The sequence below is a fragment of the Paucibacter sp. JuS9 genome (assembly GCF_044043925.2).
Classification (GTDB): Bacteria; Pseudomonadota; Gammaproteobacteria; order Burkholderiales; family Burkholderiaceae_C; genus JAUASW01.
The window spans coordinates 2,493,022-2,519,759 of sequence record NZ_CP194172.1; the positions used below are offsets into that span (position 1 = coordinate 2,493,022).

Below are 26,738 nucleotides of genomic sequence, written 5' to 3' on the forward strand. Positions count from 1 at the left end.
AGATCGGATGAGGATTGCACGCCTTGCGAAGGCCCACGGCTATCGCATCTTTCGGGATTTCAGTTGGCCCGCGACGGGCCTTCACGACTTCAGCCGCTACAACGTCATCTACGGATGGAACGGTGCGGGGAAGACCTCGCTGTCCACCATCTTCCGGCACCTCCAGCTCAAGCAGCCACTTTCCGAGGGCCAGGTGCAAGTGCTCGTCGACCAGGCGATCGTCAACGGCGCTGACTTCGGCACCGCGCCCCTGCCCGCGTTGCGCGTCTTCAATCGGGATACGGTCGACCGCAGCGTCTTCGAGTCCGCCGGCCAGCAACTGCCTCCCGTGTTCTTCCTCGGCGAGGACAGCGTCGAGAAGCAAAAGCAGATCGAACAGCTCACGATCCAGCTGAACACGGCGCTGGAACAGGCGGTCAAGCATCGCAGGGACGAGGCCACCGCCAGCACTGCTTTCGAGTCGCTCTGCTCCGAAGAAGCCAAGGGCATCAAGAGCCTGCTGACGGTCGCCGGTGGTGGACCGTACAACAACTACAACGCTGCCAACTTCAAGGCGGACGTCGCGAGCCTCGCCCAGGCCAACCCCGAGCCTGCCAAGCTGTCGGAAGTCGACCGGAAGAAGCACCTCGACGCGAGGAACGCCGCCATCATGGACACCGTCAATGAGCCATCGGAGGGTTTTCCCGATCTTGTTGATATGACCAACAAGACGCGAGCGGCGCTTGAGCGCTCCGTCGTGTCAAAGGTGGTGGATCGGCTGGCAGCCAACCCGAGCCTTGCCACCTGGGTGGCCTCCGGCCTGACCCTACACACCGGGGAGAACGCGACCGACACCTGCGAGTTCTGCGGCGGCCCGTTGAAGCCCGAGCGCGTCCAGCAGCTTGAAGATCACTTCAACGACGAGTTCAAGCGATTCCAGTCAGAGCTTGGCCAGTTGATCGCCGAGGTCCAGAAGGCCCAAGCGTTTCAGAAATCGCTGGAGATCCCGCCCAAGGAGGCGCTTTACGCCAACCTGCGCACCGCCTACGGCGAGGCGCTCAAGTCCCTCAACAGCCAGGCTAGCATGATGACGTCGGCGCTGGATGTCCTGCTTCGAGCCCTGCACGCCAAGCGGGATGAGCCGTTCAAGAGCATGGAGCTGATGCCGTTCATCAGCAGCCACAAGCCTGATGACGCACCGGCCAGCGGGTGGGAAACGCTCTTCCGCGGCCTGTACACCGGCATGGCGGTCGTCGGCGCGGCGCTCGGGCAAACCGCGTTCGCGAAACTCAGCGAGCTGATCACCGAGCACAACCTCCAGACCGCGAACTTCGAGACCATCGTCGCCGACGCGAGAAAGTCGCTGGCCCGCGATGAGCTGCTCCGCGCCCTGCCCGACTGGAGGACGAGATCCGCCGCAGTCTCCACCGCGACTGCCGATCAGAAGACTGCGACGGATACCGCCAACGACCTCAAAAGGCAGATCGCCGCGCTGGAGCAACAGGTGCGCCAGCACCGGCGGCCCGCCGAGGAGCTGAACAAGGAACTGGCCTCGTACCTCGGGCGCGACGAGCTGCGCTTCGATGTGGAGCAGAACGGCTACAAGATCATGCGCGGCGACCAGCCCGCGCTGCACCTGAGCGACGGCGAGCGTACGTCCATCGCGTTCCTGTATTTCCTGAAGTCCCTGAAGGGCACCGACTTCGATCTGGAGAACGGCGTCGTTGTCATCGATGACCCCGTCTCCAGCCTCGATGCGAACTCCCTCTTCAGCGCGTTCGGCTACATGAAGGCCCGGACGGCTGCGGCGGGCCAGCTGTTCGTCCTGACCCACAACTTCACGTTGTTCCGTCAGGTCCGGCTCTGGTTCGACAAGCTGCCGCAGCAGAACAAGAAGGATGCCGCGCTCCACCCCGCGAGGTTCTACATGTTGTCCACGGAGGTGAAGGACGGCACGCGCGGCGCGAAGCTCTCCGAGCTGGATCCCCTGCTCAAGGGCTACGAGTCCGAGTACCACTACCTCTTCAAGCGTCTGCAGGATGAGTCCAAGAAGCCCAGTGCGCCGACGCTGGAGGCGTACTACGCGCTGCCCAACATGGCCCGACGCCTGCTTGAGGCGTTCCTCGCCTTCCGGGTTCCTCACCAGACCGGCGACCTCTACAAGCAGCTCGACGCCATCGACCACGACAACGCCGCCAAGACGCGCATCCTGCGGTTCCTGCACGCCTTCTCGCACTTGGACCAGATCGCGGATCCGGAGCACAACCCGTCGATGCTGGCCGAGACGCCGTCGGTGCTCAGGGATCTGTTTGCCCTGATCGAGCACAGTGACGCGGCTCACTTCAAGAGCATGAACGACCTCGTTGCAAGCGTATGAGGCGCGCACGGTGGTCGGACGCACCCAAGGGACAATCAGGATTCCGAACGACCCAAGTGAGCGGATGACCGACCAGCAGACCCGGAACAACCACTACGTCCCGCAGTGGTACCAACGAGGCTTCCTCGCCCCGGGCCAGTCTCGTCTCTTCCACCTCAACCTCGATCCGGACCGCAAGACGCTGCTTGATGGCCGCCAGGTCCCGCGCAAGGCGCTCCACGAATGGGGCCCTGTGAATTGCTTCGTGGAGTACGACCTGTACACCACGCACTTCGGCTCGATCGTTAGCGACGACATCGAGAAGCACCTGTTCGGCGCCATCGATGACCAGGGTGCCAAGGCGGTGCTCGCTTTCGTGAAGGGCGATCACGCCGATGTCCATGACTTGTTCGAGGACTTCTTCGAGCACATGGCCGCGCAGAAGCTACGCACGCCCAAGGGGCTGGACTGGATCCGATCGTGCTACGGCAAGCTGGACCAGATCGACCTGATGGTGGAAATGCAGGCCCTGCGGACCATGCACTGCACGATGTGGGCCGAGGGCGTTCGGGAGGTCGTGTCGGCGGCTGACTCGGACGTGAAGTTCATCGTGACGGACCACCCGGTGACGGTCTACAACCCGCAGATCGATCCCACGAAGCAGGACTGCGCCTATCCGTTGGACCCGATGGTGGCGTCGCTTGGCACGCAGACCGTGTTCGTGCTGGACGCCAACACCTGCCTGATCTTTACGCACCTCGAATATGCCAAGGCGCCCGACCGGCAAGACCTGACGCGCCTTCGCACGAACGCCCGGCACCAGGGCATGGGCTTGGTGCGCACGGACGCGTTCATCCGCGACCGTCGCCTGACCCGCGACGAGGTGATCGCGATCAACCACCTGCTCAAGTTGCGCGCGAAGCGCTGCATCGCGGCGGCTCACAAGGACTGGCTCTACCCTGAGCGGCACTACCGCGGCACATGGGCCGAGATCGCCCAGGTGCTGCTGCCGAAGTCCGACCTCTGGCAGTTCGGGGGCGAGATCTTTGTCGGCTACAAGGATGGCAGCTCCGGGTACTGGGACGAACACGGCCGCACGTCCAAGGCCCACGAATTCCTGACCCGCAAGTCGCCGTGCAAGAGCATCGCGGCCAACGACTACTGCGGCTGCGGCAGTGCGTACGCCTTCAAGGACTGCTGCCAGCGCCTGCCCCTCGCCGAGCGCCCGCCGTGGGAGGTCTACGGCCTGCGCGAGCGCAACCTGATGTTCTGCAATGTCGTCACTGGCATCCTCGGCTTGCAGGACGGTGCGACCTGGGATGACGTGCGCCGCACCCTGAGCGACGACCAAGTCCAGCGCATCAACGGCGCCTTCTCGTCCCTCTGGCCTGACGACACCGACCTCGCCACGCTGCTGCCGCGTCCCCATCCCAAAAAGCTGCGCTCGGTCTTCCTCGGTCTGGCCGATCCACGCACGGTAGAAGCGGCGGTGCTGGGCTGGCTGCCATATGTCAATGAGATCGTGCTCGTGAACCCGTTCTTCGTGGCGCGGAACTTGAAGCCCGAGTTCAGCCCAATCGACTCGCCCGCCGGCCACAAGATGCAGACGCTCAAAAACGTCATGCTGCTGTTAAAGCTGGAGCCGTACATCCGTGCCGGCCTCGTCCATTTCGTGCCGGATCCCGGCGAGGTCTGCGCCCCTCTCGGCCAGCACGTAAGGCAGGTGTTGACCCGCCGCACCGCTGGGTGGAAACCGCCCAAGGGCGGCCTTCACCAACGGCTCAAGCTCGCCGAGGACGAGGGTCGCCGGATGATCCGGATGCTGCCGCAAGACTCCCTGCGCCGCCACATTGCCAACCAGGCCCCCGACGCAGGCGACGCGATGGTGGATCAGATGGTCGCGTACTTCCGGCGCCAGGCCGAGGCCGACCCATACCTACTTCTGCAGCCGCTGCCCGTGAGAGAAGCCGGTGCGCAGCACCAGATCTACAAAGGGCTGAACCTGGAGTCCGCGCTCTACCTGGCCACTTTGACCGGATCGGTGATCCACGTGGATACAGACGCTCACTGGGAACAGCTGCTGATGGACGCACAGCCCGCAGGCGCGGCGTCACAGCACGGCTGGGCGCGCGTTCGACAGGCCCTGGCCGCGATCACCTTCCCGGTGGACCTGAATCCGGTCCGCGTGGCTGAGCGGTTGAACGAGGGCGAGCTACCGCCCATCAATGCGCTGCTGCGACGCCTGGCTGATTCGGTCGCGTCCCCGGAAAAAGGCGCCAAACCCCAAGCCCTGGCCACGCAGCTGCGGCAGGCCCGCGGCAAGGCTGAGCGCAAGGATCCCGCTATCGACGACAACAACCTGCTCACCGCGCGGTTGGAGTTGCATGTGCCGCCGGAGGGCTTCTTCCGCCACGAGGTGCAGCGGCTGCTGGTGATGTTCGCGGGCGCGACCCGGCCCCGTTCTGTGCCGTATGCGCTGCGCCTCGTGTTCGATGAAGCCGACGACGCAGATGCTCCGGAGCCGGCCAGTGGCTCTGGCGGAATCCCCGCCCCGCACGCAGCGTTGCGCCGATAAAGTCGAGACCGCAGCCCGCATTGAATTGTGTGTGTACTGTCATTTCTACGGCGCGCATCAGCGCGAGCTAATCTCTGAGCGGCAGGTTATAGGCGTCCAGTCCAAGCAACCCGAGGGCTGAAATGGGTCGGCACCGTGAGTTCGCATGACGACGAAGCAGGCGTTCAAGCCGTACGGCCGATCAGTCGCTGGCCATGGTCCGCTGTACGTCGAACTTCGGCCATCCATCCCAATGCGGATCGCCGCATCGGATGTCGGCCTATCGATACCTAGCGTGGGCAGGCTTGGCGGTCGTGACTGGCTCTTGACGCTGCGCAACAGCCGCTCGCGACCAGCACAGCTTGTGGAAACCGTCCCCGCTGATTCTTCGTCAAAAGCCATCACACGAGCTAGCCGTTTTGGCACCTAGAGTTTCCATACAGGACGCAGCAACGCGCCCTGATGCGAAACCCCTCGGTCCCAACTACTGCCAGCTCCGCCATGACTACCTGCCTGACCTCCGCACCACTCAGCCCATCCAGAAGGGATGCCGCTGCGACGCCCATCCGCCGGATCCGCGGCGGCGCTGCCACGCTGACGACCTTCGCCGTGCTGCTGGGCACGAGCACGCCCGCAGCAGCGGTCGACGGGTGCCAGGTCTTGCTCTGCCTTGCCGCCCCGAGCTGGCGCTCCATTCCCCAATGCGTGCCCACGATCACTCAGCTGCTGCGGGACCTGGCTCGGGGTAAGACCTTCCCCAACTGCGCGATGGTCGGGAGCGACAACACCGCTAGCCACGCCTGGGCCAGTGCGCCCGGCTTCTGCCCGCCTCAGTACACACGGCTCCCCGCTGGCTCCAAGGGCCCGCGCTACTACTGCGACTACGCCGGCGCCGTGTCCGTCACGGTCAACGGCACACCCTTCGCTCGCACCTGGTGGAGCATGGACGGCAGCACGGTGACCGAGTTCAGTCCGGCCGCCAAGGCTCAACTCGGCAGTTGGGACACGCGGTTCGACGACGACTACGCCGCCTGGCTCGCCAACCAGCCGCCGCCGGCTGGCACTGCCAACTGAGGGCGTGAGCATGGATGCCTCCGCCTTCGTCGCTTTGGCTTTGGCCTGCGCCCCGCAGCTGCATGCCGACACGGCACGCGCGCTGGTCAGCGTCGAGAGCGCCTTCAACCCATGGGCGATCGGCGTGGTCGGCGGCCAGCTGGCGCGCCAGCCCCGCAACCGCCCTGAAGCCTTGGCCACGGCCCAGGCCCTGCACGCCACCGGATGGAATTTCAGCGTAGGGCTTGGCCAGATCAACCTGGGCAACTTCGAGCGCCTGGGCTTGACGGTGGACACGGCCTTTGAGCCCTGCACCAACCTGAGCGCCATGCAGGCGGTGCTGACCGAATGCATGGCCCGGGTCCCAGCGCCCCAAAACCTGCCGAGTACGGAGCAGACCGCGCTGCGACAGGCGCTGTCCTGCTACTACAGCGGCGACTTCGTCACCGGCTTCAAACACGGCTATGTGCGCAAAGTCGCCGCTGCGGCTGGCGACCTGGCCCGCCCATCCACCACTGCGCAACCAAAGGAAAAGCCATGAAGATCATCACGACGATTCGCCGGGCCGCGAGCGCATTGCTGCCGTTGCTACTGGGGACACTGACTCAGGCCGCCCTCGCCCAGGGATTCGAGAAGATCAACACCACGGTCATGAACGTCAACGCCATCCTGGTGGTGGTGTCGATCGCGGTGGTCACCATCGCCATCATCTGGGCGGGGTTCAAGATGATCTTTCAGGCGGCGCGCCTGGTCGATGTGGCGAACATCCTGATCGGCGGCACGCTGATTGGCGGCGCCGGTGCGTTTGCAGCGTTCATCGTGAGCTGACCCAGGGCGGTGACTGCGATGCAACGCGAAACCATCTACAAGGGCGCGACGCGGCCGGCCATGACGCTGGGCGTCCCGCTCACTCCCCTGGTGGTGCTGCTGGGCGCCGGCATGCTGTTAATCCTGTGGGGCGGCATCCTGATCAGTTGGTGGGTCGCCCTGTGCGTCGTCGCAGCCGTTGGCCCCACATGGCTCTGGATGCGACTCGTGAGCACCAAGGACGATCAGCGCTTCAGGCAAGTTTTCGTCGCGCTGAAGCTGCGCTTGCATGACCGCAACCACCGGTTCTGGGGCGCGCGCAGCTACTCACCCAGCCACTACAGAGGAGCCCGCGATGTTTGGCACAACTAGCACTCCCGAGGCGGCGCGCCGCTTGCCATGGCGCCGCAAGGCCCAGCCGCGGCACTGGGAGCGAGCACGTGCGGAGAACCCCCTCGCCGCTTTCGTCCCCTTCTCGTCGATGCTCAGTCCGCACGACGTCATCACGCGCGGCGGAGACTTTCTGCGGGTCTGGCGCCTGGAGGGCATCGCCTTCGAATGTGCCGACGAGCACCAGATCGCGGAGCGACATGAGGCGCTTTGCAGCCTGCTGCGCAACCTGGCCGGAGGCCAATGGGCAGTCTGGACCCATCGCCTGCACCGCCATGTCACCGATCAGCTGCATGAGCCGCCGGAGTCAGGCTTTGCTCGCGACCTGTCCCGAGCCTACCAGGCAAGAATCAGCACGCATCCGATGATGAGCAATGAGCTCTACCTGACGCTGGTCTATCGACCGGCCGCTGCCTCCCGCCTCAGCCGCACGCTGCGGGCCAGGCCGCGTTCGCGGGTTGCCATTGCCGAGGCCCAGGCCGACGCGATGCGCGTGATGGAAGAGCGGTCTGCGCTGGTGGCGCGCGTGCTCCGGGGCTTCGGTCCTCGGCTGCTGGGCGCCCGGCATCGGGGCGGACGCAGCTACTCCGAGGTCGCAGAGTTCTTCGGCTATCTGGTCAACGGTCGTTCGAGTCCTGTGCCGATGGCGGCCGGTCCGCTGTACCGAACCTTGCCCACGGTGCGTCTGTCCTTCGGCGGAGACAAGCTCGAACTGCGGCATGGCGACACGCGGCGCTACGCCGCCCTGGTCGACATCAAGGAGTACGCGGATGCGGTCGAGCCCGGCATCCTGAACGCCCTGCTCTATGAAAACAGCGAGTTCATCGAGACGCAGAGCTTCTCCATCCTGCCTCGCCGCGACGCCATGCGGGCACTGGAACTGCAGCGCGACCAATTGATCGCCAGCGAGGACGTGGTGGCGAGTCAGATCGCCGAGATGGACACGGCGCTGAACGACCTCGGAGATGGCCAGTTCTGCATGGGCGAGTATCACTACAGCCTGGTCGTCTTCGGCCAGGACCTGGCCGACGCCGGCCGGCGTGCCGCGCAGGCCATTGGCGCCGTCGGCGAAGCGTCGAGTCTGCAGATGTCGCCTGTGGACCTGGTGGCGGATGCCGCCTGGTTTGCCCAGATGCCCGGCAATTGGCAATGGCGGCCACGGGATGCCAAGCTGTCATCGCGCGCCTTTGCGGCGCTGGCCAGCGCGCACAATTTCGCCAGCGGCAAGCGCGATGGCAATCCCTGGGGCGAGGCGCTGGCCTTGCTGCGCACGCCCTCCGGTCAACCGTTCTACCTGAATCTGCACAGCAGCCCGGAAGGCGAAGACTCGGCCGACAAGAAGCTGCCGGGCAACACGCTGATCATCGGCTCGACCGGCGTGGGCAAGACCACGCTGGAGATGTTCCTGCTGACGCTCACACAAAAATGGTCCCCCGCGCCACGTCTGGTGCTCTTCGATCTGGACCGTGGCTGTGAGATCGCCATCCGCGCGCTGGGAGGCCGCTACTTCACGCTGGAAGCAGGCAAACCCACGGGCTGCAACCCTCTGCAGCGCGAACCCACGCCGGCGCGAATCCAGTTCTGGGAGCAGCTGGTACGCACCTGCATCGGTACCGTCGCCCTGCCCTTGCTCCCCGCCGACGAACGCGCCATCGCGGATGCCGTCCGGGCCGTGGCGATGATGCCGGCACCGTTGCGCCGGTTCTCGACCGTACGGCAGAACCTACCCAAGTCTGGCGAGAACAGCCTGTTCGAGCGCTTGGGCCGCTGGTGCCAGGGTGGCGCGCTGGGTTGGGTTTTCGACGAAGCCGACGACCGGCTGCTCGACCTGCAGGCCGCGGCAGTCATCGGTTTCGACACTACCGAGTTCCTTGGCCTGCCCGAGGTCCGCACGCCGGTGATGATGTACCTGCTGCAGGTGATGGAAGAACTCGTCAATGGTGAGCGGCTCATCTACGTGATCTCCGAGTTCTGGAAGGCGCTCGACCACGAGGTCTTCAGCGACTTCGCCAAGCAAAAGCAGAAGACGATCCGCAAGCAGAACGGCCTGGGCATCTTTGACACGCAAAGCCCGTCCGACGTGCTGCGCCACCCCATCGGCCGCACGATGATCGAGCAGAGTGTGACCAAGATCTTCCTGGCCAATCCCGAGGCTGTTCGAGAGGAGTATGTCGAAGGCTTCGGGCTCACCCAGGCCGAGTTCGACATCGTGCGGGGCCTCAGCGCGCAAGGCGGCCGGAGATTCCTGGTGAAGCAGGGGCACACCAGCGCAATCTGCGAATTGGACCTGACCGGCCTGGATGACTTCATCGCCGTGCTGTCGGGCACCACCGACAACGTAGCCATGCTCGATACGGTGCGTGAACGCCATGGCAACGATCCGTTTCAGTGGCTTCCCGTTTTCCTGCGGGAGGTTCAGGATCGAAGGCTTCGCAATATCGGGAGAGCAGCATGAACGCAGTTCAGCATCTCGCAGCGTTGAGTGCGCTGGCACTGGCAGCCACAGGCGCTTGCGCGCAATTCGTGACGGGCAATGAGGCGGTCAGCCGGCATGCCGACGGCACGACCAGGGTCGAGACGCCGCCGTTGCCCAAGGCCACTCTTGGCAAGCCGTGCCCTGCCACCAGCCCCGCATGCACCGCTGGCGGCTGGCTGATGATTGAGACGAATGGAGGGCTTCAGGAGTGCACCGAGCTCTATGCACGGCCGGGCACCTGCCGTGCCTCGTCGTTCGGCGCTGAGAAGCGGCCGAGACTTTGGGTCGTGAAGTCCAAGGGGCAGTGGCTGCAGTGCGAACGGCCAAGCCTAGATGGCAAGTGCGTCACCACAAAGACGCTGCCCAACACCATCGTTCAGTGAGAAATCATCATGTTCGCCTGGGTCGGCTCGCAGTTCGACGGTGTGTTGAACACCTACGTGGTCGGCGTGATTGCGGCGCTGATGACTTCGATCACGCCGGTCGCCTTGTCAGCTATGACGATCTGGGTCGCGCTGTTCGGCTGGGCTGTTCTGCGCAACGAGGTGTCGGACAACGTTCCGGCTTTCGTCTGGAAGGTTTTCAAGATCGGCATGGTGCTCGCGTTCGCCCTCCAGTCGGGTGTCTACATCAAACAAGTGGCAGAAACGGCAAACGCGCTGGCGACCGGTGTCGCCGCGACCTTCCTTCCGTCAACCGCGAATCCCGCAACGACCACAACGCCCTACGCAATTCTTGACGCATTCAATGAACGAGCCAGCCAGCTCGTCGTCGACCTTCTAAAAGACGCTGGCATCACGCGGCTGGACCTGGTGTTCGCAGCCGTCGTCACAGCGCTCGGCAACGTCATCTTCCTCTGTCTGGCGCTGTTCGTCGTGACGCTGGCGAAAGTGTTCCTCACATTCAGCTTGGCGGTCGGCCCGCTCTTCATCCTATGTCTAGCCTGGCGCCCGACTGCTCGCTTCTTCGACAGTTGGTTGTCCATGGTCCTCAATGCTGTGGTACTCGCCTGGTTCGCGTTTTTCTCGTTGGGGCTCAGCGCTGCCATGGGAGAAAGGCTTGTGCAAGTCATTCAAGATCAAGGCGGCTTCCTCGGCCCTAGTTTCAACGTCGTCGCTGAATCACTGAAGTACAGCATCGTGATGATCCTGCTGGCGATCCTTTGCTTCCAGGCGCCGAGCCTCGCTGCGGCGCTGACCGGCGGGGCTGCCGTACAGCAAGGCGTCCAGATGATCCAGAACGTCATGATGGTCTCGGGCCTGCGCTCAGCGTCGTTCGCAAGAGGGGCGGCCGGCGGTGCTCAGGGAGGCGTTGTTCGGGCCGGCACCGGGGCGCCGTACGCGATGGGTCAAGCCGTCGGCGCGGCAGCCTCTAGTACAAGGGCTGCGGCTAGCCGCGGATACGGTGCGGCACGGGCTGCCGCCTACAAGCTCGCCGCGACGCGCGGCCGGACGTAACTCCATCCAGCACAGGAGCACTGCCATGCGCAAACGACTTCATCTGGCCGCCGCCGTCTGCATTCTCGCGGGCACCTTCGGCCCCCACCGAGCGCAGGCGCAAGGCATCCCAGTGATAGACGTCGCCAACCTGATCCAGACTGTCCAGCAGGTGATGAACGACATCACCGCGATCAACAACCAGGTGCAACAGATCGTCCAGTTGGAGGACCAGCTCCGCAGCATCAGCGGCATTCGCAACCTCGGAGAGGTGTTCAACAATCCGACGTTGCGGAACTATGTGCCGGCCGAGGCCTATACCCTGTTCAACGCGGTCAACGCCTCCGGCTACGCGGGTCTCAACATCACCGCGAAAGCATTGCGTGATCGGCACATGGTCTACAACTGCCTCGACCGCAGCGGCGACGATCAAACCCGATGTCAGGCGGCGCTGGCACAGCCATACCAGCAGAAGGGCATGCTGCAGGACGCCATGAAGTCCGCAGCGGGCCGGCTCAACCAGATCCAGTCCTTGATGCGCCAGATCAACGCCACGGTCGATCAGAAGGCCGTTCTGGAAATCCAGGCACGCATCGGCGCAGAGAACGCGCTGCTGAACCACGAGATGTCCCAAATTCAGATGCTGCAGGGCATGTCGGACAGTGAGGAACGCATCGCGCGGTCGCGTGATCGAGAGCGTCAGTACCAGATGCTGACCCGTACAGGGAAGGTCGCCGACTACCTGCCCTGAACCCAGCCCCAACCGCGCGACCGCGCGGCCCTATGAGGAACAGCCATGAGTGCACTCCTGATGCCAGGACGAGCCGCTGCATTGCCCGGTCCCATTGATCAAGACAACACTGATCGCAGTGACACCGAAGCGACGACGTCGATCAGCGCCAACGCCGCCTGGGAGATTGACCGGGCGCTGATGCTCGAATACTCAGAGCGCCGCGCTTGGTGGGTCGCTGGCGCCAGCATGCTCATCGGGCTGACCGGGATCGCCGCAGTCTTTGTTCAAGGTCCGCTGCGGCAGGTGGTCGAGATCCCGATTGTGGTGGATCGACTCACGGGCGAGACCACCATCCAGCAGCGGCTCAGCGTCGAGACCGTGCCCCCGCTGGAGGCTCTCGACAAACACAATCTGGCCGCCTTCGTCCGCGCACGGGAGGGCTACAGCTGGATGTTCCTGCAGCGCGACTTCGACCAGGTCGCTCGCATGGCCGTGCCAGCCGTGTTTGCAGACTACAACCGCCAGTTCGAGGGCGACAGCGCCCTGCAGAAAAAGGTCGGTGCGACCGAAGACTGGCGCATCGGCATCGTCAGCATCCGGCTGTCCGCATCGGGGCGCAGTGGTAACAGGGGCGAGGCCACGGTCACCTACGACAAGGTGGCGCGGGTCGCGGACCGCAATCTGCCCGAGGTGACCACACGCCATATCGCCAGTGTCGTGTTCCAGTACCAACCTCGCGTCTTTGCCAAGGAGCGGGATCGACTTGAGAACCCCTTCGGCTTCGTCGTTCTGGCGTATCGATCCGACCCCGAGATCGCCACCGCCACCGTAGGGGGCCGGCCATGAAGACTGAATTGCATCTTGCGACGGCCTGCAGCCTGCTGGTCGTCTGCGCAGGAGCGATGGCCCAGCGAGCCACGGCCCATGGAACCGATGCTCACCTTCGCGAAGTCCACTACGACCCCCATGCCGTGGTCGCGGTGCCGGTCAAGCGTGGCGTCGTGACCCTGGTGGTGCTCGATGCGGACGAGGCCATCAGCGAGGTGGGCGCCGGTCTCGGCGGCGACTGCGCCAAATTGGAGTCAGCCTGGTGCATTGCGGCCCAGCCTGGGGGGCGGACGCTGTTCATCAAGCCCAAGCGCATCGCTGCCTCACCCAACAATCTCGCGGTCGTCACCAACCGGCGCATTCACAACTTCCGGCTCGTTGTCCTCGCCGACGAAGATCCCCGGCCGTCGCTCCACCGACTCGTCGTCAAAGCCCCACCCCTCGCGGCGCCAGCCCTTGCCCCTCTGGCAAGAGCCCAGGCAATGCAGTCCGCACCAGCGCTGAACGCCTCACTGGCGCCGCTGCCTCCACGCCCGTCGGCGGAGCAGCTGGTGTCGGAGCGGCTGCAAGCGAAGCCAGTCGTGCTCAACACTCAGTACGCCTTGGCCGAAGGCGCCTACTCGCAGGACATCGTGCCGACCCTGGTCTTCGATGACGGCCGTTTCACCTACCTGCGCTTCCTCGGAAACCGTGAAATACCAGCAGTGTTCCACGTCCTGCCGGACGGCAGCGAGACGCTTGTCAATGCGCGCATTGAAGACGATCTGCTGGTGGTTGACCGGGTGAGCCGCCGACTCGTGCTGCGCGCCGGCGCGGCTGTCGTGGGGCTTTGGAACGAGGCTTTCGACCTCGACGGCGTGCCACCCGAAGAGGCAACGACCGTCCCTGGCCTTCGGCGCACGCTGAGGGCGACTGAGCAACCAGGACGGCCCGCACAAGCAGTCCTTCGATCTGATCGCCCGGGAGGTGCCCCATGACCGCAGAACCACCGCGCATCGAGGGCGCCGCTGGCACCGCTGAGCCTCCGGGCGCGGGTGATGGCTCGTTCTCCCCCTTGCCTGGCGAAATGGGCCTGCCCGATGTTGCGGCACAGCAGCGGCAGCCCGTCTCCAAGAAGGGGGTGGTGGCAGTCGTACTGCTCGTCAGCAGCTTGGTGGTCGCCTCAGCCCTCGCGATTCAGCGCTTCACAGTCAGGACCACGACGACCCATGCAGAGGACGGCAAGATGCTCCGCGACAAGCCGGCTGCGGCGACCGGCGAGCCACGCAGGCTTGAGCTTGGGACGATCGCAACAGCGGCAGCCCCAAGGTCGTCCACACCAGGGCCAAGAGTCCCTGCGTTGGTGCCAACCGAAGAGGAGTTGGCGGAGCCAATCGGCGTTCGCCGGACGGGATCAAGTCCATCGAGCGCCACAGGCATCAAACCGCTGCAGCCCGAAGACGCGCCGGTGCTCCTGGTCAGCACCCGACCCGGCCAGGGTCCGGTCACGGGCCCTGGGCTTCGTGCCGCCGAGACGCACGGGCCTGTCGATGCCAGCGACGCCGACACCGGCTCCCATGACCCGTTGAATGCGACGTCACGCAATCTGCAGACCTACCAGCGACAACTCCAGGGCCTGCTGGAGAACCTGAACCGAACGGCCGACCTGGCCCGCAGCGCCAGCGCCTTGCCGGCGATGGCCCCGACGGGCATGCCCGCGCCAAACGCGTACGGCAGCCCCTCACACGCCGGATTGCTCGGCGGCCAGCTCCTCGGATCCTCTACGCCGAAGGTCGCAGCATCCATGATTGGCAACCGCAGCCTCACCTTGCCAAAGGGAACCGCCTTCACCTGCGCCCTCAAGACACGGATCGTCACGGCAAGCTTAGGCATGGTCGGCTGCTTGGTCCAGCGCAATGTGTACGGCGATGACGGGCGCGTGCTGCTGATCGAGCGCGGCTCGCATCTGGATGGCGAGTACCGCGTCACCACGGCTCGTCCCGGCATGGTGCGCATCCCCGTGCTGTGGACGCGCGTACGCACCCCGCTGGGAGTGACCGTCGACCTCGACTCGCCAGCGACCGGGCAACTCGGCGAATCCGGGATCGATGGCCATGTCGACAACCGCTGGAGCGAGCGGATCGGCGCTGCGATGCTGCTCTCGCTCATCGACGACTCGGTGAAGCTCGTCATTCAACACCAGTCCAACGACCGCCAGGGCGACACCATCGTGCTGCCCTCCACCACGGCCAACGGCAGCAAGCTGGCCGAGAAGGTGCTGGACAGCACCATCAACATTCCACCGCTGATCTATCAGAACCAGGGCGGCATCGTCGGCATCTACGTCGTGCGCGATGTCGATTTCTCGAGCGTGTACGCGCTGGTGCCCACCGCCGGGGGGCCGGCTCGGCCCTGACGCCATGTCCATTCACCTGCCTGACCGCGCCGATGGCGAGACCGCATGGCACGGGGAAGCCACCTCGGTCGTCGAGTTCCTGAGGCCCATGCGCGAGCAATTGGATGCGCCGAACGTGCAGGAGGTCTGCATGAACCGCCCCGGCGAACTGCTCGTGGAGAGTGCGGAAGGCTGGCGGGCGGTAGCCGCGCCGGACATGACGGCAGAACGGTGTCTTTCACTGGCGACTGCCGTCGCGACGTTCTGCGACCAACAGATCAACCAGGAACGGCCGCTGTTGTCGGCCACGCTGCCATCTGGAGAACGCGTGCAGTTCGCCATTCCACCGGCTGTGCCCCGTGGCATGGTGTCCATCACCTTGCGCAAGCCCGCCACGCTGATCAAGGACCTGCGCGCATTCGAGCAGGAGGGCTTGTTCGAGCGCACAGCCTGCGCGGCGACAGTCGGCGATGATGTTCCGTCCTTTGAAGCCAAGCTGCTTCAGCTCCAGGAGGCGCGCCACTACGCCGACTTCCTGCGGCTGGCCGTGCGCCAGCGCCAAACGATTGTCGTCAGCGGACGGACCGGTTCGGGCAAGACGACCTTCATGAAAGGCCTGATCGAGGAGGTCCCCAGGCATGAGCGCCTGATCACGATCCAGGACGCGGCCGAGCTCACCTTGCCCCATCACCCAAACGTTGTTCACCTGTTCTACAGCAAGGACGGCCAAGGCACGGCGCGCGTCACGGCCAAGTCGCTATTGGAGGCCTGCCTGCGCATGAAGCCTGATCGGATCTTCCTCGCGGAAGTCCGTGGCGAAGAGTGCTTTCAATTCATTCGACTGGCCGCCTCGGGCCACCCCGGCAGCATCACCAGCGTCCATGCCGGCAGCTGCGCACTGGCCGTCGAACAGATGGCGTTGATGATCCGCGAGTCAGGCGCTGGCGGTGCCATGACCATGGACGAGATCAAGCGGCTGCTTCACTTGGTCATCGACATCATCGTGCAGTTCGACCGGGACGAGCGGGGACGCTTCATCTCCGAGATCTACTACGAACCCCGCGCACGCCGCCTGGCGCAGTACGGCGGCAGACCGGACGCATCGCCATGAGCGGCCCAGGTGCCCTGCCGTCTGCGGCCTGGTCGACCGGCAGAAAACTTGCAGCCGGGATCTTCGCGCTCGCCGGGTATGCGGTGCTGACCTGTGCGGCGACCTACCTGTCGGGCGCGCTGTTCCTGCTGCTGAACAAGGCGAACCCTGCGCAGGCGAGGCTCACCAGCATTGCCCAGTACTGGCGGCTTTACGCCGACGATCCGCCGCTGCGCAAGAAGCTCTGGGCCGCCATCGGCGTGTCGGCAGGCGGCCTGCTCGTCGTCCTGCCAGTGGCGCTCGTCGCGGCAAGCCAGCGACGGCGAGCGCTTCATGGCAGCGCCCGATTTGCCACGGCGACCGAGATTCGGCTCGCAGGCCTGAACGACACGGGTAGGCCGGGCATCCTCGTCGGGCGGCATCGTGGCAAGTTCCTCTCCCTGCAGGGGCAGCTGTCGGTGATGCTGTCTGCACCGACACGCAGCGGCAAGGGCGTGGGCGTCGTCATACCGAATCTGCTGAACTGGCCCGACTCGGTTGTCGTGCTCGACATCAAGGGCGAGAACTACGAGGTCACAGCCGGCTATCGCCACGCCTGCGGACAGACGGTCTATGCGTTCTCGCCGTTCGACGATGGGGCCCGAAGCCATCGCTGGAATCCCTTGACAGCCGTGCGCTCAAGCGAGTTGCACCGGGTCGGCGACTTGCTGAACATCGGGCAAGTGTTCTTTCCGAACGACGGCAGCGGCAGCTCGTCCGAAGCCTTCTTCAACGACCAGGCTCGCAACCTGTTTCTGGGCCTGGGCCTGCTGCTGCTGGAATCCCCAGAACTGCCTCGCAGCATCGGCGAGATGTTGCGGCAATCATCGGGCAAGGGGCAAGCGCTGCGAGGGCACCTGGCGGGGGTGATTGCAAAACGCCATGAACAGCGGAAGCCGCTGTCGGACGAATGCACCGATGCCCTTCAGCGCCTGCTGTCCAACTCCGACAACACCATGTCGAGCATCGTGGCCACCTTCGTGGCACCGCTGACCATCTTTGCGGACGCCATCGTCGACGCCGCCACCAGTGCCGACGACTTCAGCTTGGCAGACCCACGCCGCACGCGAATGTCGATCTACGTGCGCATTCCTCCGCATCGGCTCGCCAGCGCGCGGCCTCTGCTGAATCTCTTCTTCTCGCAGTTGGTGAGTCTCAACACGCAGCAGCTGCCAGAGCACGACCCGACGTTGCGCTACCAATGTCTGCTGGTGAACGACGAGTTCACGGCCATGGGGCGCGTGTCCGTGATCACGAACTCGGCCGCCTTTCTCGCGGGCTACAACCTGCGCCTGCTGACGGTGGTCCAAGCGATGTCCCAGCTCGATGCGTTGTACGGCGACAAAGAGGCACGGACCTTCGCAACGAACCACGGGCTGCAGATTCTGTTCGCGCCACGTGAGCAGCGTGATGCGAACGAATACAGCGCCATGCTCGGCAATTTCACCGAGCAGGCCACCTCGCGTGGCCGCAGCCGGTCCACCAGCGGACAGGGCCACACGACCATCAGCCGCAACGACAGCGAGCAGCGGCGCGCCTTGCTGTTGCCGCAGGAGTTCAAGGAACTCGGCAGCGAACGCCTGGTGGTGATCATGGAGGGCTGCAAGCCCATCCTCGGCGAAAAGATCCGCTACTACTGCGATGAGGCGTTCAGGAAGCGGCTGCTGCCGGCGCCGGTTGTGGCTCCGATGGATATGGATCGCCACCTCGCCCATGTCCAGCAGCGCTGGCGTTTTGTTGACGATGAGTTGGCGCCTGGCGAGGGCATTGATATCAGTGCGCTGGCCTACGACATGTCGCAGTTGCCAGACAACTTCGACCTGCCGCCCGAGCAGTTGGCGGCCGCCCTGATCGAGTTCTTCAACCCATCAGCGCCCGCGGCCTTTGCCGCAGGAGGCACGGTCGAGCCCATGGCCGACGGCGACGGTGTCCTGATGACAAGCCGCGCGCCCCACGCGGACGCAACTGCCACTGCAGACCGAAGCACAGATCTCACCCACTCCTGACTGGAGAAAACCATGCGACCAGCGATCCTGCTCACGCCCTTGGTGCCCTGGCTTGCGCTCTTGGCCTCCTGCAGTGCACCGCCAAAACCGCCATCGGTCGATGAATCGCGAAAGCGCCCCGCAAACACGGCAATGGCCGTTGAGCTGCAGGTCTGCAAGAACGATCTTCAGAACACCCGGCTGCGAGCCATCGAATCCGGGCGCGCCGCCGAGACCAGCGCAGTCACCCAGGCAAACATCGCCGCGCTTCAGCAGGCCCTGACCGGCCTGCAGGCGCAGGCTCTGATGCCCGCAGCGGCCGTGCGGCCCAACAGCATTTTCACCGTTCGCTTTGACTACGGCAGCACCCGGTTCAACATCCCAACGGACGTGGCGCTGGACCTGACTAGAGAGGCGAAGGCCGCGCCGCTGATCCTGTTGCGTGGCCGCACCGATGGGATCGGTGATGCGCCCATAGAGAGCCACATCGCGCGGGCCCGCGCCAGAGCGGTGAGCGACTACCTGTTGGCTGCCGGCGTGAACCCGTCGCAAATCAGGGCAACCTATCAAGGCACTGGCGACCACGCTGCCGACAACCAAACTGCCCGTGGTCGCGCGCTCAACCGGCGCGTCGAAATCGAAATCTACCGCGCCATTCCCTTGGCAATGAATGCTGTGGCACAGAACGGCAGATCGACGGACTGAGCAGCCGCATGAGAGGCGACATCATGGACGAAGACCATTCCTTGCACCATCGCTCCGCGCCGATTCGCGGCGGCAGCGTCGAGCCAGCCAACCGCGCTGCCATTGCCAAGGAGCGCTTCCAGACACCGCACCCAGAGCGCGGTGAGCACTTCGAGTTTCGCGATCCGTTCTTTGACGTCACCTACCGTGCGAAGACGTTCGACGAGATGACCGCCAAGGCGGAACAGATGGGAGCGAGCCGCTTCACCGCCATCGATGCGAAAGGTGCGCGCACGCAGATCCAGAAGGTCAACGGCGACTGGCAGCGCGGCGAACCGCTGCCCGCCCTGACCCAGCGGCCTTCGGAACCGATGACCACGCGGGACGATGTGCCAGACGCCTCCGCGAACCCGATGACCGGCTCCGCCGCCGCCCAGCGCAGTCCGCTGGACAAGGCGATGGCCATGGCCACAGCCAAGGTCGTAGCGAGGATCGACGCGAAAGCCGAGCGCGCCGCCATGGTCGCTCGCATTGAAAGCTCACTGTCGGAACGTTACGTGATCAAACGCGCACCGGTGATGGTCGGCGATATGAAGATTGGGAGCACGGAGTACCGTTTCCGCGGTGACAGTTCCCGGGTCGCGTTCACCGAATCGACCTTCCGGCTGGCTACCGACACGAACAGCCCATCAGTGGCTCGCTCGATGGTGGACCTGGCGCAGGCTCGTGACTGGAAGGGCCTGCGAGTTTCCGGCGCCGAGGACTTTCGGCGCATGGTCTGGCTGGAGTCGACGCTGCGCGGCGTGAAAGCTGTCGGCTACGAGCCAAACCTCGCCGATATGGAGGTGCTCAAGCGCGAGCGCGAGGCCAGGCAGACCAACCGCATAGAGCCGGCGCGCGATGCCGGCACTGCCAACGCCACGACTGCAAATGAGAAGTCGTCGGTCCGAGGCGGTGGCCGCAAGGCCATGATCGCCGCCATCGACGCGGTGCTGATCGCGAAGAAAGTGCCGGAGGCCAAGCGCCAGGCGGTTCTGACTGCCGCGTCGGAGCAGCTGACGCAACGGTCCCGCAGCACCGCGCTGCCGAAGATCAAGGTCTACGACCGCACCGCCCAACGGCAATTGCCGATCACCCCGCCCGCACCTGACTTGAACCGCGCGCAAGACAGAGCAGCCCTGTCCCGCAGCCGCTGAGCGCCACCATGAATGCCAGCACCCTGGAATGCGGCCAGCGCGTGTCCACCTTGGACATCGAAGGCATGCCGCTCGCACCTTCCTCACCAGGTTTCGCAGAAGCGATCGCGCAGGCCTACAGCAGGCGGCGAAGGCCCCGATGCCTCTGTTGTCCTGATGGCATTGAGATGTATGTCGCCCGGCTCGGTGGTGGCTACATCGTCAAACGGATGCCCGAGACGGGATGCCGACATGCACCGGATTGCGCCTCCTTCGAGCCGCCGACCGAGCTCTCCGGCCTACGGCACCTGATGGGCAGCGCGATCAAAGAGGATCCGAACACCGGCATCACGACGTTGAGGCTCGGCTTCTCACTGTCCAAGCGCCCGGGACGAGCCGCCCCGTCCAAGCCCAACTCATTAGCCAGCACTGCTTCGAGCACAGTCACCAAGCTCTCGCTGCGCGGGCTGCTGCATTACCTCTGGGACCAGGCAGAGCTGACACGCTGGCACCCTGGCTTCGAAGGTCGGCGATCCTGGGGCACCGTGCGCCGGCAGTTGCGGCAGGCCGCCGAACAGGTGGTCACCTGCGGTGAATCGCTTACGACCAGGCTCTATGTGCCGGAGCCATTTCATGTAAACCAGCGCGACGCGATCATCGAGCGTCGAAGGGACATCTGGACCTGTTTCGGCGGGCCAAGCGGTGGTCATCAGCGGCTGCTCTTGCTGATCGCCGAGGTCAAGGAGATCGTTCCGGCCAGACAAGGCCACAAGGCCGTCATCAAGCATGTGCCAGAAGTCGGACTCGCCATGGACGATTCGCTCTACCGCCAGCTGGCACAGCGCTTCGAACAGGAACTGGAGCTCTGGAGTGCATCAGACAGCATCCGCATGCTCATGATCGCGACGCTGACAATCAGTGCCGCCGGCCTGCCACATATCGCTGAACTGAGCCTGATGACTGCCACAGCGCAATGGCTGCCGGTTGAGACGATGGCTGAGCAGCGGCTCGTTGAAGCATCGGTGCGGAACCAGCGCGCATTCTTGAAGCTGCTCCGCTACGACCTTCGTTCGGATGCAAGGCTTGCGAGTCTCGCTTTGACGGACCGAGGAACACCAGCCCCTTTGATTTTCGCTGCCGACTGCGGGTGGATAGTGCCAGGCGAGGCAGGCCTCGCCAGGACATGAACGGCTACTTCCACCCATTGGCGCCATCCCCAGCCTTCAATTCGGTGCTCCGAAGCTGCCGGTCAGAGCGAAACGACACACGCGAAGGCAATCCCTCGGCGGAGGGCGCATATCAATCGGCGGCCGTTAGGGCGACATAAGCCCAGCGCCTGACCTGAGACCGTACGGCCTCACAGCCTCGGGACCCTATCCCGCAAGCGAGAACGTCGAGCAGTTCGGCCAGGCACACGCTCTCGACAGGGCTTCGCATCCATTTCAACATCCCAACTTCTCTAGCGCCTGTTCGACGATTACCCGGAGCACTGACCGAACTGCGGCTGCGCGCGAAGATCATCGCTACGTTGCCGAAGCAGCAGATGACCGAAAAGATCCTCACGAACCCAATTCTGCAAACCACTCCGACTTGTTTTGCATCACCGCCAAGCCCAGCCTTTGACTGTCCACGCTGTCGGATGTGTTTACTACGATCCAAGCGCCTGTACTGCTCTGGAAAACTCTCTGGCAGTCCGGGCCAGATGGCTCGCTATCATGTTTCGCGTCAAGGGGGTAAGCGAAGCATGAGTGGACGTGGCGTTGTGACAGCGGCCCTATGCCGGGTCTGGGCCGGGTTGCTGGTCCTGGGACTGGCCTGCAGTGCTGGAGTCGGGGCCCAGACCCAATACAGTCCGAAACAGCAGACTGGGCCCTTCGTCCCCGTCAAAGACGGCGCTCTGATCTGGGATGCCTCGACTGGGCTAGTTTGGATGCGTTGTGCAGTGGGCCAGACATGGGACGGGTCGGCCTGTGTCCGTGAATCCAGTAGCTTCAACCTGTTCAGTCTTCAGCAGGCGCGCAGCCTGCCCGATCGGTTCAATGCTGGCGGCTGGCAGGGTCATGCCGACTGGAGGCTGCCGACAATTGGCGACCTGGAAAGCTTGGTGCAATGCCGCGACGATACAAAGCGAATACTTAGGGGCGATGGCTTCATCTGCTACTCGCATGACAAGCCGACAATCGATGTAACTTACTTCCCCAACATCCTCAAGGAGGGGAATGCAAGCCTGTTCAGAACGTCGTCCAGTTTAGTCATCGACTTCGCCGATGGTGGCAAGATGAATGCCTACGCTGCTGATCACAGGCCCTACTTCGTGCGCTTAGTGCGGAGCAAGTTGATGGTGGACGACGCCGCCGTTTCAGAAATCATCCCGGACTGGATCAAGTATCAGCAAGAGGTCGGCACTGGCCATTATTTAGTGCAGTGGGTATCGAAGATCGACAAGCAGGCGAGCAAGCGCGCGGACGTCGATAATCATCTGATCCTGAAGTTGGTCACGGCCCGATACGCCGCGCTGGAAGCCCAGGAGTTGGCGAGTGCCTTGTCGTCCGCCCTCTTGCCACTGGCTCCCGTTTTTTCTTCCCCGACCGTGGCACCCAAGGGCGAATTCGAGACCACGGCCCAGTACGAAGCCCGTCGGGCCGCCAGCCTGAAAGCCGCCGAAGACAGCTTTTCAGCCAACACCCAGCGCTACCAGACCGCCCAGGCCCAGCGCACTCAAGCCGAAGCCCGAGTAAAGGCCCGGCTCGCTGAGCCCTCGACCCGGCAACTTTTGATGGCCAAGGCCTGGCAGCAGGCGTTGCCGGACTACCTGGGCAGCCCAGTCCTGACCCAGATTCGCTACGACGCTGATCGTCAGGTCTTCAATGCCGTGCTGACCAGCAGCAAGACATCCTGGCAGCAGGAAGTGACCGTGCCGGCGCCTCTCAACCAGGCGCAGGCACTGAAGATGGACTTGGAGAGCGGGAAGATCGCACCGATCGTGACCTTCGCCGTACCGCAGTTGAAGGCGGAGTGGAGTCTGGTCGAGAACGCTGCGCTGCGAGCGAGTCGATTCGCGAGTGCCAGGGCTTCGATTCCGGAGCTGGACGCCTTCATCGCCGAGTATCCAAACAGTCCGGAGGCGCCGCTAGCCCGTGCGCGAATTCTTGAGTTGTCGAGAAACTCCATCCAAAGCCTGGAGCGATTCGTTGCCAACTACCCCAACAGTCCGGACGTCCCCGCAGCCCGCAAGCGCCTGTTCGACCTGGTCACGAGCAGCCAGGAACTAGTTGATCGGATCCAGAAGCACGCTACGTGGCCTGAGGTCGTGGCGGCCCGAGCCAAGTTGGCTGCAGTACAGAAGACCGAATTCGACAAAGCGCGCAGCTCCGACAGTGCCGCGGCGTGGCAGTCATTCATCGACAAGCTGGCCGGTCCCGACACACAGAAGCTGATCGCCGAGGCTCAAAAGCGACTGGCCGTCGCCCGTTCTCGGGAGTCGGCCGAAGAGCGCGAACGCGTGGCGCAGTGGGAACGCGACCGGCCACGTCGTGAAGCGCGGCAACTGTGCGAGGCGCAGAAGGCGACCTGCTTGGCCAGCTGTCCTATGGACCGGGTCCTAACAACGCTGCTGGACTCGACCTGTAAGAACCGGTGCGAATCGGTCTCTTGCTACTGACGACCAGCCTGCCGCAGTGCCACCAGCGACGCCTACACGATGTTGGCCGCGTCGACCGCGGAGTTGGCGCCAAAACGTGCCTGAGGCCGTTGGAGCTTGGCGCCGAACCGCGTCGAGGCAGCCACTTTCGCGGCGCCTCCACGCCGGACCCGAATGACGATGCTGCAAGCCATAGTGACCTAGGCCATCCGCCCCGCGCCGACAATGCCGCGCTGCAGACTGCAGCCCAAAACACTGATTGGCCTCGATGCAGCGCATGCGTCGGCAGCGCTTTTCCAGCGTGCCGGTAACCAGTCGCTCCCGACGGTCCGTTTCTGGCCGGCAGCGTGAGTCCGCAGCCACACCGGGAAGCTGTCGTTTGAGGTCGAATCGGTCGAGGGCGAGTCGCCGACGTGCAGGTGTGAAGCTCAGCAGCCCACTCAGCAGGCCAGACCGCTTTCGCTCAGGCAACGGGGCTCATCGAACCATCCGAACTCGCGGACATGACACTTGCCCCAGTGCGGCAGCCTCGATGTACCGCAGGAGGAGTTCATCGGACGACCAGGAGCCACCTCGGGCGACAAAGCGACTCGGCGCATCGACGACAGCCCCATCGCATCCGCCGTTCGGGTTAGCCGGGGACCGGCGGGCGGTCGCGCAGGTCCCAGAAGCTGCCCTGCCAGTTCGAAATGCGCCCCTCGGTGTGGCACATCGGGCAACGCCACACTATGGCGTCGTCGTTGGCCCGGACTGCTTCGATCGCACGCTTCTTGCACTTGAAGCATCTCGGCGCCGGCGAGACCATCGGCCTCACGTCTGAGGCATACGCGACCACGTCAACATTGAATTGCGCAATGGCGCGCGCTGGACCTTTGACAGGGCCGATCACGCCAGTCTTGTCAAGAAAGTGTGTGAGGTCGGTGACGTACATTGGGTGTTGGTCAGGTGTAGTACTCGGCGTCTGCGTTTGGCGTCAATCGTGTTTGCGCACGAGCCCAACAACTCCAGCATATATGACCGGCACTCGAGATGTTCGGTGCTTCCAGGTGCTCCTCTGCGGCAGCGAAGCGCTTACCCATTGTCAGTCCACCAACTGCCAGCCGTGAACCAACAGGTAGGCTTGGATGAGAGCACGCGCTGCGGGTCCGCGCGATGAAATCAGACAACCCCACAGTCGCAGCGCCCCAGCTTGAAGCTTCGCGCTGCACCGTCCTCAGCATCCCTGGATGCCTCGACGATCTAGGTGTCGCTGATGTCAACTCAGACACCCTCGCTCCATCAGCGAGAACGTTCCTTCTCCCACGCTCGATCGACCTGAAGTCCGCCAGCCCCTTGCTGCAGTTCAACCCGCCCAGGTGCTGCGAACGCCTCTTGGACAAACCTCGCCACGGCGCTCGCCAGACGGAGATCAGCTGGATCTGCAGATGACGCCAGGGCTCGCCCAAGGCGTTTCCAAGCCTCGATTGCTTGTGCCCTCGAGGCCTGCGCCCCCACCCCGGTCCTGGCGCTCGGCTGCTCGAAGCGAAGGCGTCCTTCCTCACGGGCCTTCCTCCGCCACAGTGCGTCGTAGTTGCGATTCCTACCGCGCGCAAACTGTCGGGTCGCCTCTGCGTCGACGCCCTGCTCTCGCAGCCTCTGTGCAAACGTCTCACGCCATCGCTGAAGGTCAGCCTTCCTCGGATTGAGCCGCTTCCCATCCCGTGCTTCAGCCCGAACGCTGATGTGCACATGCGGGTTCGCCTGGTGGTCGTGCAGCACCATCACGTACTTGTGGTCGGCAAGCTCGGCCTGCGCAAACGCTCGAGCAGCACGCTGGACCACCAGTGCATCCGTGCCGCGCGGCATCGACAGCATGATGTTGAGTGCCTCGCGCCGCGAGCCAGCATCGGCGTCCTCAGGTATCAGGCTCCCCCCGAAGCGCCAGTCTTCAGCAAGATCGCACACGGCATGCCGCCCTTGAAGAGCCTCGCCACGGTCATCTTCGATCTCAAGTCGGCCGTTCTTGCTGATGTAGCGGAAGTGAGCCGTGATCGCGCCCATACCTCGCCCACCGCCAGTCACCTTCACCATGACCTGCGGTGCCTGACGAACCACCGTGGCGGCGATGCGATCACGAATGGTTGCCGCGCACTGCCGCACTCCCGCAGCGCTCAGCTTCGGCGTCGGACTGGGTCTGACCATCCGATTGCCCGGATAGAAGAGCCGATCCCCCCAGGTGATCAGAACGCCGTCGATGTTCACGCCTTGTGCCATGGCTCGCTCCGCGGTTGTGACGCCTGCGACTTCGGGGAGCGTGCTCGGCCGAAGATGTTCAGTTTGGCCAGGCCGGTTGCGGCGACCGTCAAGTGGCGGCCCACATCGCCCGCAAGGGTGTCGAGCATGGCTCGATATCCCTGCGCCTGCTGGACATTGCCGACGCGCAGCAGCGCCACAAGCCGGTGAACGTTCCGATTCAAGGTTGAAAGCTCCGCGCAGGACGACACCAGCGCTGCGATGAGCTCACGGCGCACCCCACCCTCATTGAGTACGGGCACGCCGTCTGCCAACCCCACCAGATACGCGCCGCGCGACAAGCCGGCGGCCTTGGCACCGGCGTCGATGCGCCGCGACTCTTCGCACCTGACCCTCACGGAGAGCTTGACCCATGCCGCTTGATCGCTCGGAGCGTCGGCGCCCACCAGTGGCGGAACGACTTCAGGGTAGGCACGCCCAAGCACAGCCGCGACGGCGTCTCGGACCACAACGGACACGGTCACCCGTTTTGCCTTCGCATGCGCCACCAGCAGGGCTTTCAAGCCGCGCATGTCGACAGTGACGAAGTCGTGTGTTGAAGAGTCCATGAGCCGATCAAAGAAGGCCGGCGAAGCGTTTGTGAAATCAGCGGCACGCCGCCTATCTCTGCACTCACCCATGATCCAAGTATTGGCTCAAATCCACGCAGATCCGGCGATGGATTTGAGTTCAATTTCAGCATCGCCGGCGGCCAAAACAGGCTGAAGATCTGCCGATGAAGCCCGGCAGAAGAGCCTCTTCCGACCGAACTGAAATGAGAGCAGAACGAGACTGAAAATCCTGAAAATAACTGAAAAACATCCGACCAGAAGCCGATCAACGACGACCCATACCCGACCAAATCCCT

Annotated in this window: 23 protein-coding genes; 20 read left to right on the forward strand and 3 right to left on the reverse strand. The window is 64.1% G+C overall.

Features of this window, described 5'->3' with window-relative positions; genetic code table 11:
• The first annotated feature begins 7 nt into the window (after positions 1 to 7).
• The 19 genes from ABT392_RS11165 to ABT392_RS11255 all read left to right on the forward strand — a co-directional run bounded on the left by ABT392_RS11165 (position 8) and on the right by ABT392_RS11255 (position 23,620).
• Entirely contained in the window at positions 8 to 2,356 is a 2,349-nt protein-coding gene (locus ABT392_RS11165) for an AAA family ATPase (RefSeq protein ID WP_334275911.1), read from the forward strand.
• Between the two features lie 64 nt (positions 2,357 to 2,420).
• Positions 2,421 to 4,910: a DUF4238 domain-containing protein gene (locus ABT392_RS11170; protein WP_334275912.1), complete on the forward strand. Its 2,490-nt coding sequence runs from the start codon at positions 2,421 to 2,423 to the stop codon at positions 4,908 to 4,910.
• A gap of 480 nt (positions 4,911 to 5,390) precedes the next feature.
• Positions 5,391 to 5,963 (forward strand): hypothetical protein, encoded by a 573-nt coding sequence (locus tag ABT392_RS11175; protein WP_334275913.1) that lies wholly within the window; start codon positions 5,391 to 5,393, stop codon positions 5,961 to 5,963.
• Between the two features lie 10 nt (positions 5,964 to 5,973).
• A complete protein-coding gene (locus ABT392_RS11180; protein ID WP_334275914.1) occupies positions 5,974 to 6,483 on the forward strand; it encodes a lytic transglycosylase domain-containing protein in 510 nt (169 codons plus the stop codon).
• Positions 6,480 to 6,770, forward strand: coding sequence for a TrbC/VirB2 family protein (locus tag ABT392_RS11185; protein WP_334275915.1), 291 nt, complete (start codon positions 6,480 to 6,482; stop codon positions 6,768 to 6,770). The genes ABT392_RS11180 and ABT392_RS11185 overlap by 4 nt, the downstream gene beginning before the upstream one ends.
• An 18-nt stretch (positions 6,771 to 6,788) precedes the next feature.
• Entirely contained in the window at positions 6,789 to 7,121 is a 333-nt protein-coding gene (locus ABT392_RS11190; protein WP_334275916.1) for a VirB3 family type IV secretion system protein, read from the forward strand.
• A complete protein-coding gene (locus ABT392_RS11195) occupies positions 7,105 to 9,594 on the forward strand; it encodes a VirB4 family type IV secretion/conjugal transfer ATPase (RefSeq protein ID WP_334275917.1) in 2,490 nt (829 codons plus the stop codon). The genes ABT392_RS11190 and ABT392_RS11195 overlap by 17 nt, the downstream gene beginning before the upstream one ends.
• Positions 9,591 to 9,998, forward strand: coding sequence for a hypothetical protein (locus tag ABT392_RS11200; protein ID WP_334275918.1), 408 nt, complete (start codon positions 9,591 to 9,593; stop codon positions 9,996 to 9,998). Before ABT392_RS11195 ends, ABT392_RS11200 begins: the two co-directional genes overlap by 4 nt.
• Before the next feature lie 9 nt (positions 9,999 to 10,007).
• Positions 10,008 to 11,072 (forward strand): TrbL/VirB6 family protein, encoded by a 1,065-nt coding sequence (locus ABT392_RS11205; RefSeq protein ID WP_334275919.1) that lies wholly within the window; start codon positions 10,008 to 10,010, stop codon positions 11,070 to 11,072.
• A gap of 25 nt (positions 11,073 to 11,097) precedes the next feature.
• A complete protein-coding gene (locus tag ABT392_RS11210) occupies positions 11,098 to 11,802 on the forward strand; it encodes a TrbJ/VirB5 family protein (RefSeq protein WP_334275920.1) in 705 nt (234 codons plus the stop codon).
• Between the two features lie 45 nt (positions 11,803 to 11,847).
• Positions 11,848 to 12,630, forward strand: coding sequence for a VirB8 family type IV secretion system protein (locus ABT392_RS11215; RefSeq protein WP_334275921.1), 783 nt, complete (start codon positions 11,848 to 11,850; stop codon positions 12,628 to 12,630).
• Positions 12,627 to 13,589, forward strand: a complete 963-nt coding sequence (locus ABT392_RS11220; protein WP_334275922.1) for a TrbG/VirB9 family P-type conjugative transfer protein — start codon at positions 12,627 to 12,629, stop codon at positions 13,587 to 13,589. Before ABT392_RS11215 ends, ABT392_RS11220 begins: the two co-directional genes overlap by 4 nt.
• On the forward strand, positions 13,586 to 15,007 hold the full coding sequence (gene virB10, locus ABT392_RS11225) for a type IV secretion system protein VirB10 (RefSeq protein WP_334275923.1): 1,422 nt from the start codon (positions 13,586 to 13,588) through the stop codon (positions 15,005 to 15,007). The genes ABT392_RS11220 and virB10 overlap by 4 nt, the downstream gene beginning before the upstream one ends.
• Before the next feature lie 4 nt (positions 15,008 to 15,011).
• Entirely contained in the window at positions 15,012 to 16,097 is a 1,086-nt protein-coding gene (gene virB11, locus ABT392_RS11230) for a P-type DNA transfer ATPase VirB11 (RefSeq protein ID WP_334275924.1), read from the forward strand.
• Positions 16,094 to 18,121, forward strand: a complete 2,028-nt coding sequence (locus tag ABT392_RS11235) for a type IV secretory system conjugative DNA transfer family protein (protein ID WP_334275925.1) — start codon at positions 16,094 to 16,096, stop codon at positions 18,119 to 18,121. Before virB11 ends, ABT392_RS11235 begins: the two co-directional genes overlap by 4 nt.
• 12 nt (positions 18,122 to 18,133) lie before the next feature.
• Positions 18,134 to 18,805, forward strand: coding sequence for an OmpA family protein (locus ABT392_RS11240; protein WP_334275926.1), 672 nt, complete (start codon positions 18,134 to 18,136; stop codon positions 18,803 to 18,805).
• 23 nt (positions 18,806 to 18,828) lie between these two features.
• Positions 18,829 to 19,980, forward strand: a complete 1,152-nt coding sequence (locus tag ABT392_RS11245) for an LPD7 domain-containing protein (protein ID WP_334275927.1) — start codon at positions 18,829 to 18,831, stop codon at positions 19,978 to 19,980.
• A gap of 8 nt (positions 19,981 to 19,988) precedes the next feature.
• Entirely contained in the window at positions 19,989 to 21,146 is a 1,158-nt protein-coding gene (locus ABT392_RS11250; protein WP_334275928.1) for a DUF1173 family protein, read from the forward strand.
• Between the two features lie 557 nt (positions 21,147 to 21,703).
• Positions 21,704 to 23,620 (forward strand): Lcl domain-containing protein, encoded by a 1,917-nt coding sequence (locus tag ABT392_RS11255; RefSeq protein WP_334275929.1) that lies wholly within the window; start codon positions 21,704 to 21,706, stop codon positions 23,618 to 23,620.
• Positions 23,621 to 24,230: 610 nt separating this feature from the next.
• Here ABT392_RS11255 and ABT392_RS11260 read toward each other — a convergent pair.
• The 3 genes from ABT392_RS11260 to ABT392_RS11270 all read right to left on the reverse strand — a co-directional run bounded on the left by ABT392_RS11260 (position 24,231) and on the right by ABT392_RS11270 (position 26,439).
• Positions 24,231 to 24,530: a hypothetical protein gene (locus tag ABT392_RS11260; RefSeq protein ID WP_334275930.1), complete on the reverse strand. Its 300-nt coding sequence runs from the start codon at positions 24,528 to 24,530 to the stop codon at positions 24,231 to 24,233.
• Between the two features lie 347 nt (positions 24,531 to 24,877).
• Positions 24,878 to 25,852, reverse strand: a complete 975-nt coding sequence (locus tag ABT392_RS11265) for a relaxase/mobilization nuclease domain-containing protein (protein ID WP_334275931.1) — start codon at positions 25,850 to 25,852, stop codon at positions 24,878 to 24,880.
• Positions 25,837 to 26,439, reverse strand: coding sequence for a hypothetical protein (locus tag ABT392_RS11270; protein ID WP_334275932.1), 603 nt, complete (start codon positions 26,437 to 26,439; stop codon positions 25,837 to 25,839). The genes ABT392_RS11265 and ABT392_RS11270 overlap by 16 nt, the downstream gene beginning before the upstream one ends.
• On the opposite strand from ABT392_RS11270, the gene ABT392_RS11275 reads away from it, so the two are divergent.
• Positions 26,438 to 26,596, forward strand: coding sequence for a hypothetical protein (locus ABT392_RS11275; protein WP_334275933.1), 159 nt, complete (start codon positions 26,438 to 26,440; stop codon positions 26,594 to 26,596). The two genes, ABT392_RS11270 and ABT392_RS11275, sit on opposite strands and share 2 nt — an antisense overlap.
• The last annotated feature ends 142 nt before the right edge of the window (positions 26,597 to 26,738 follow it).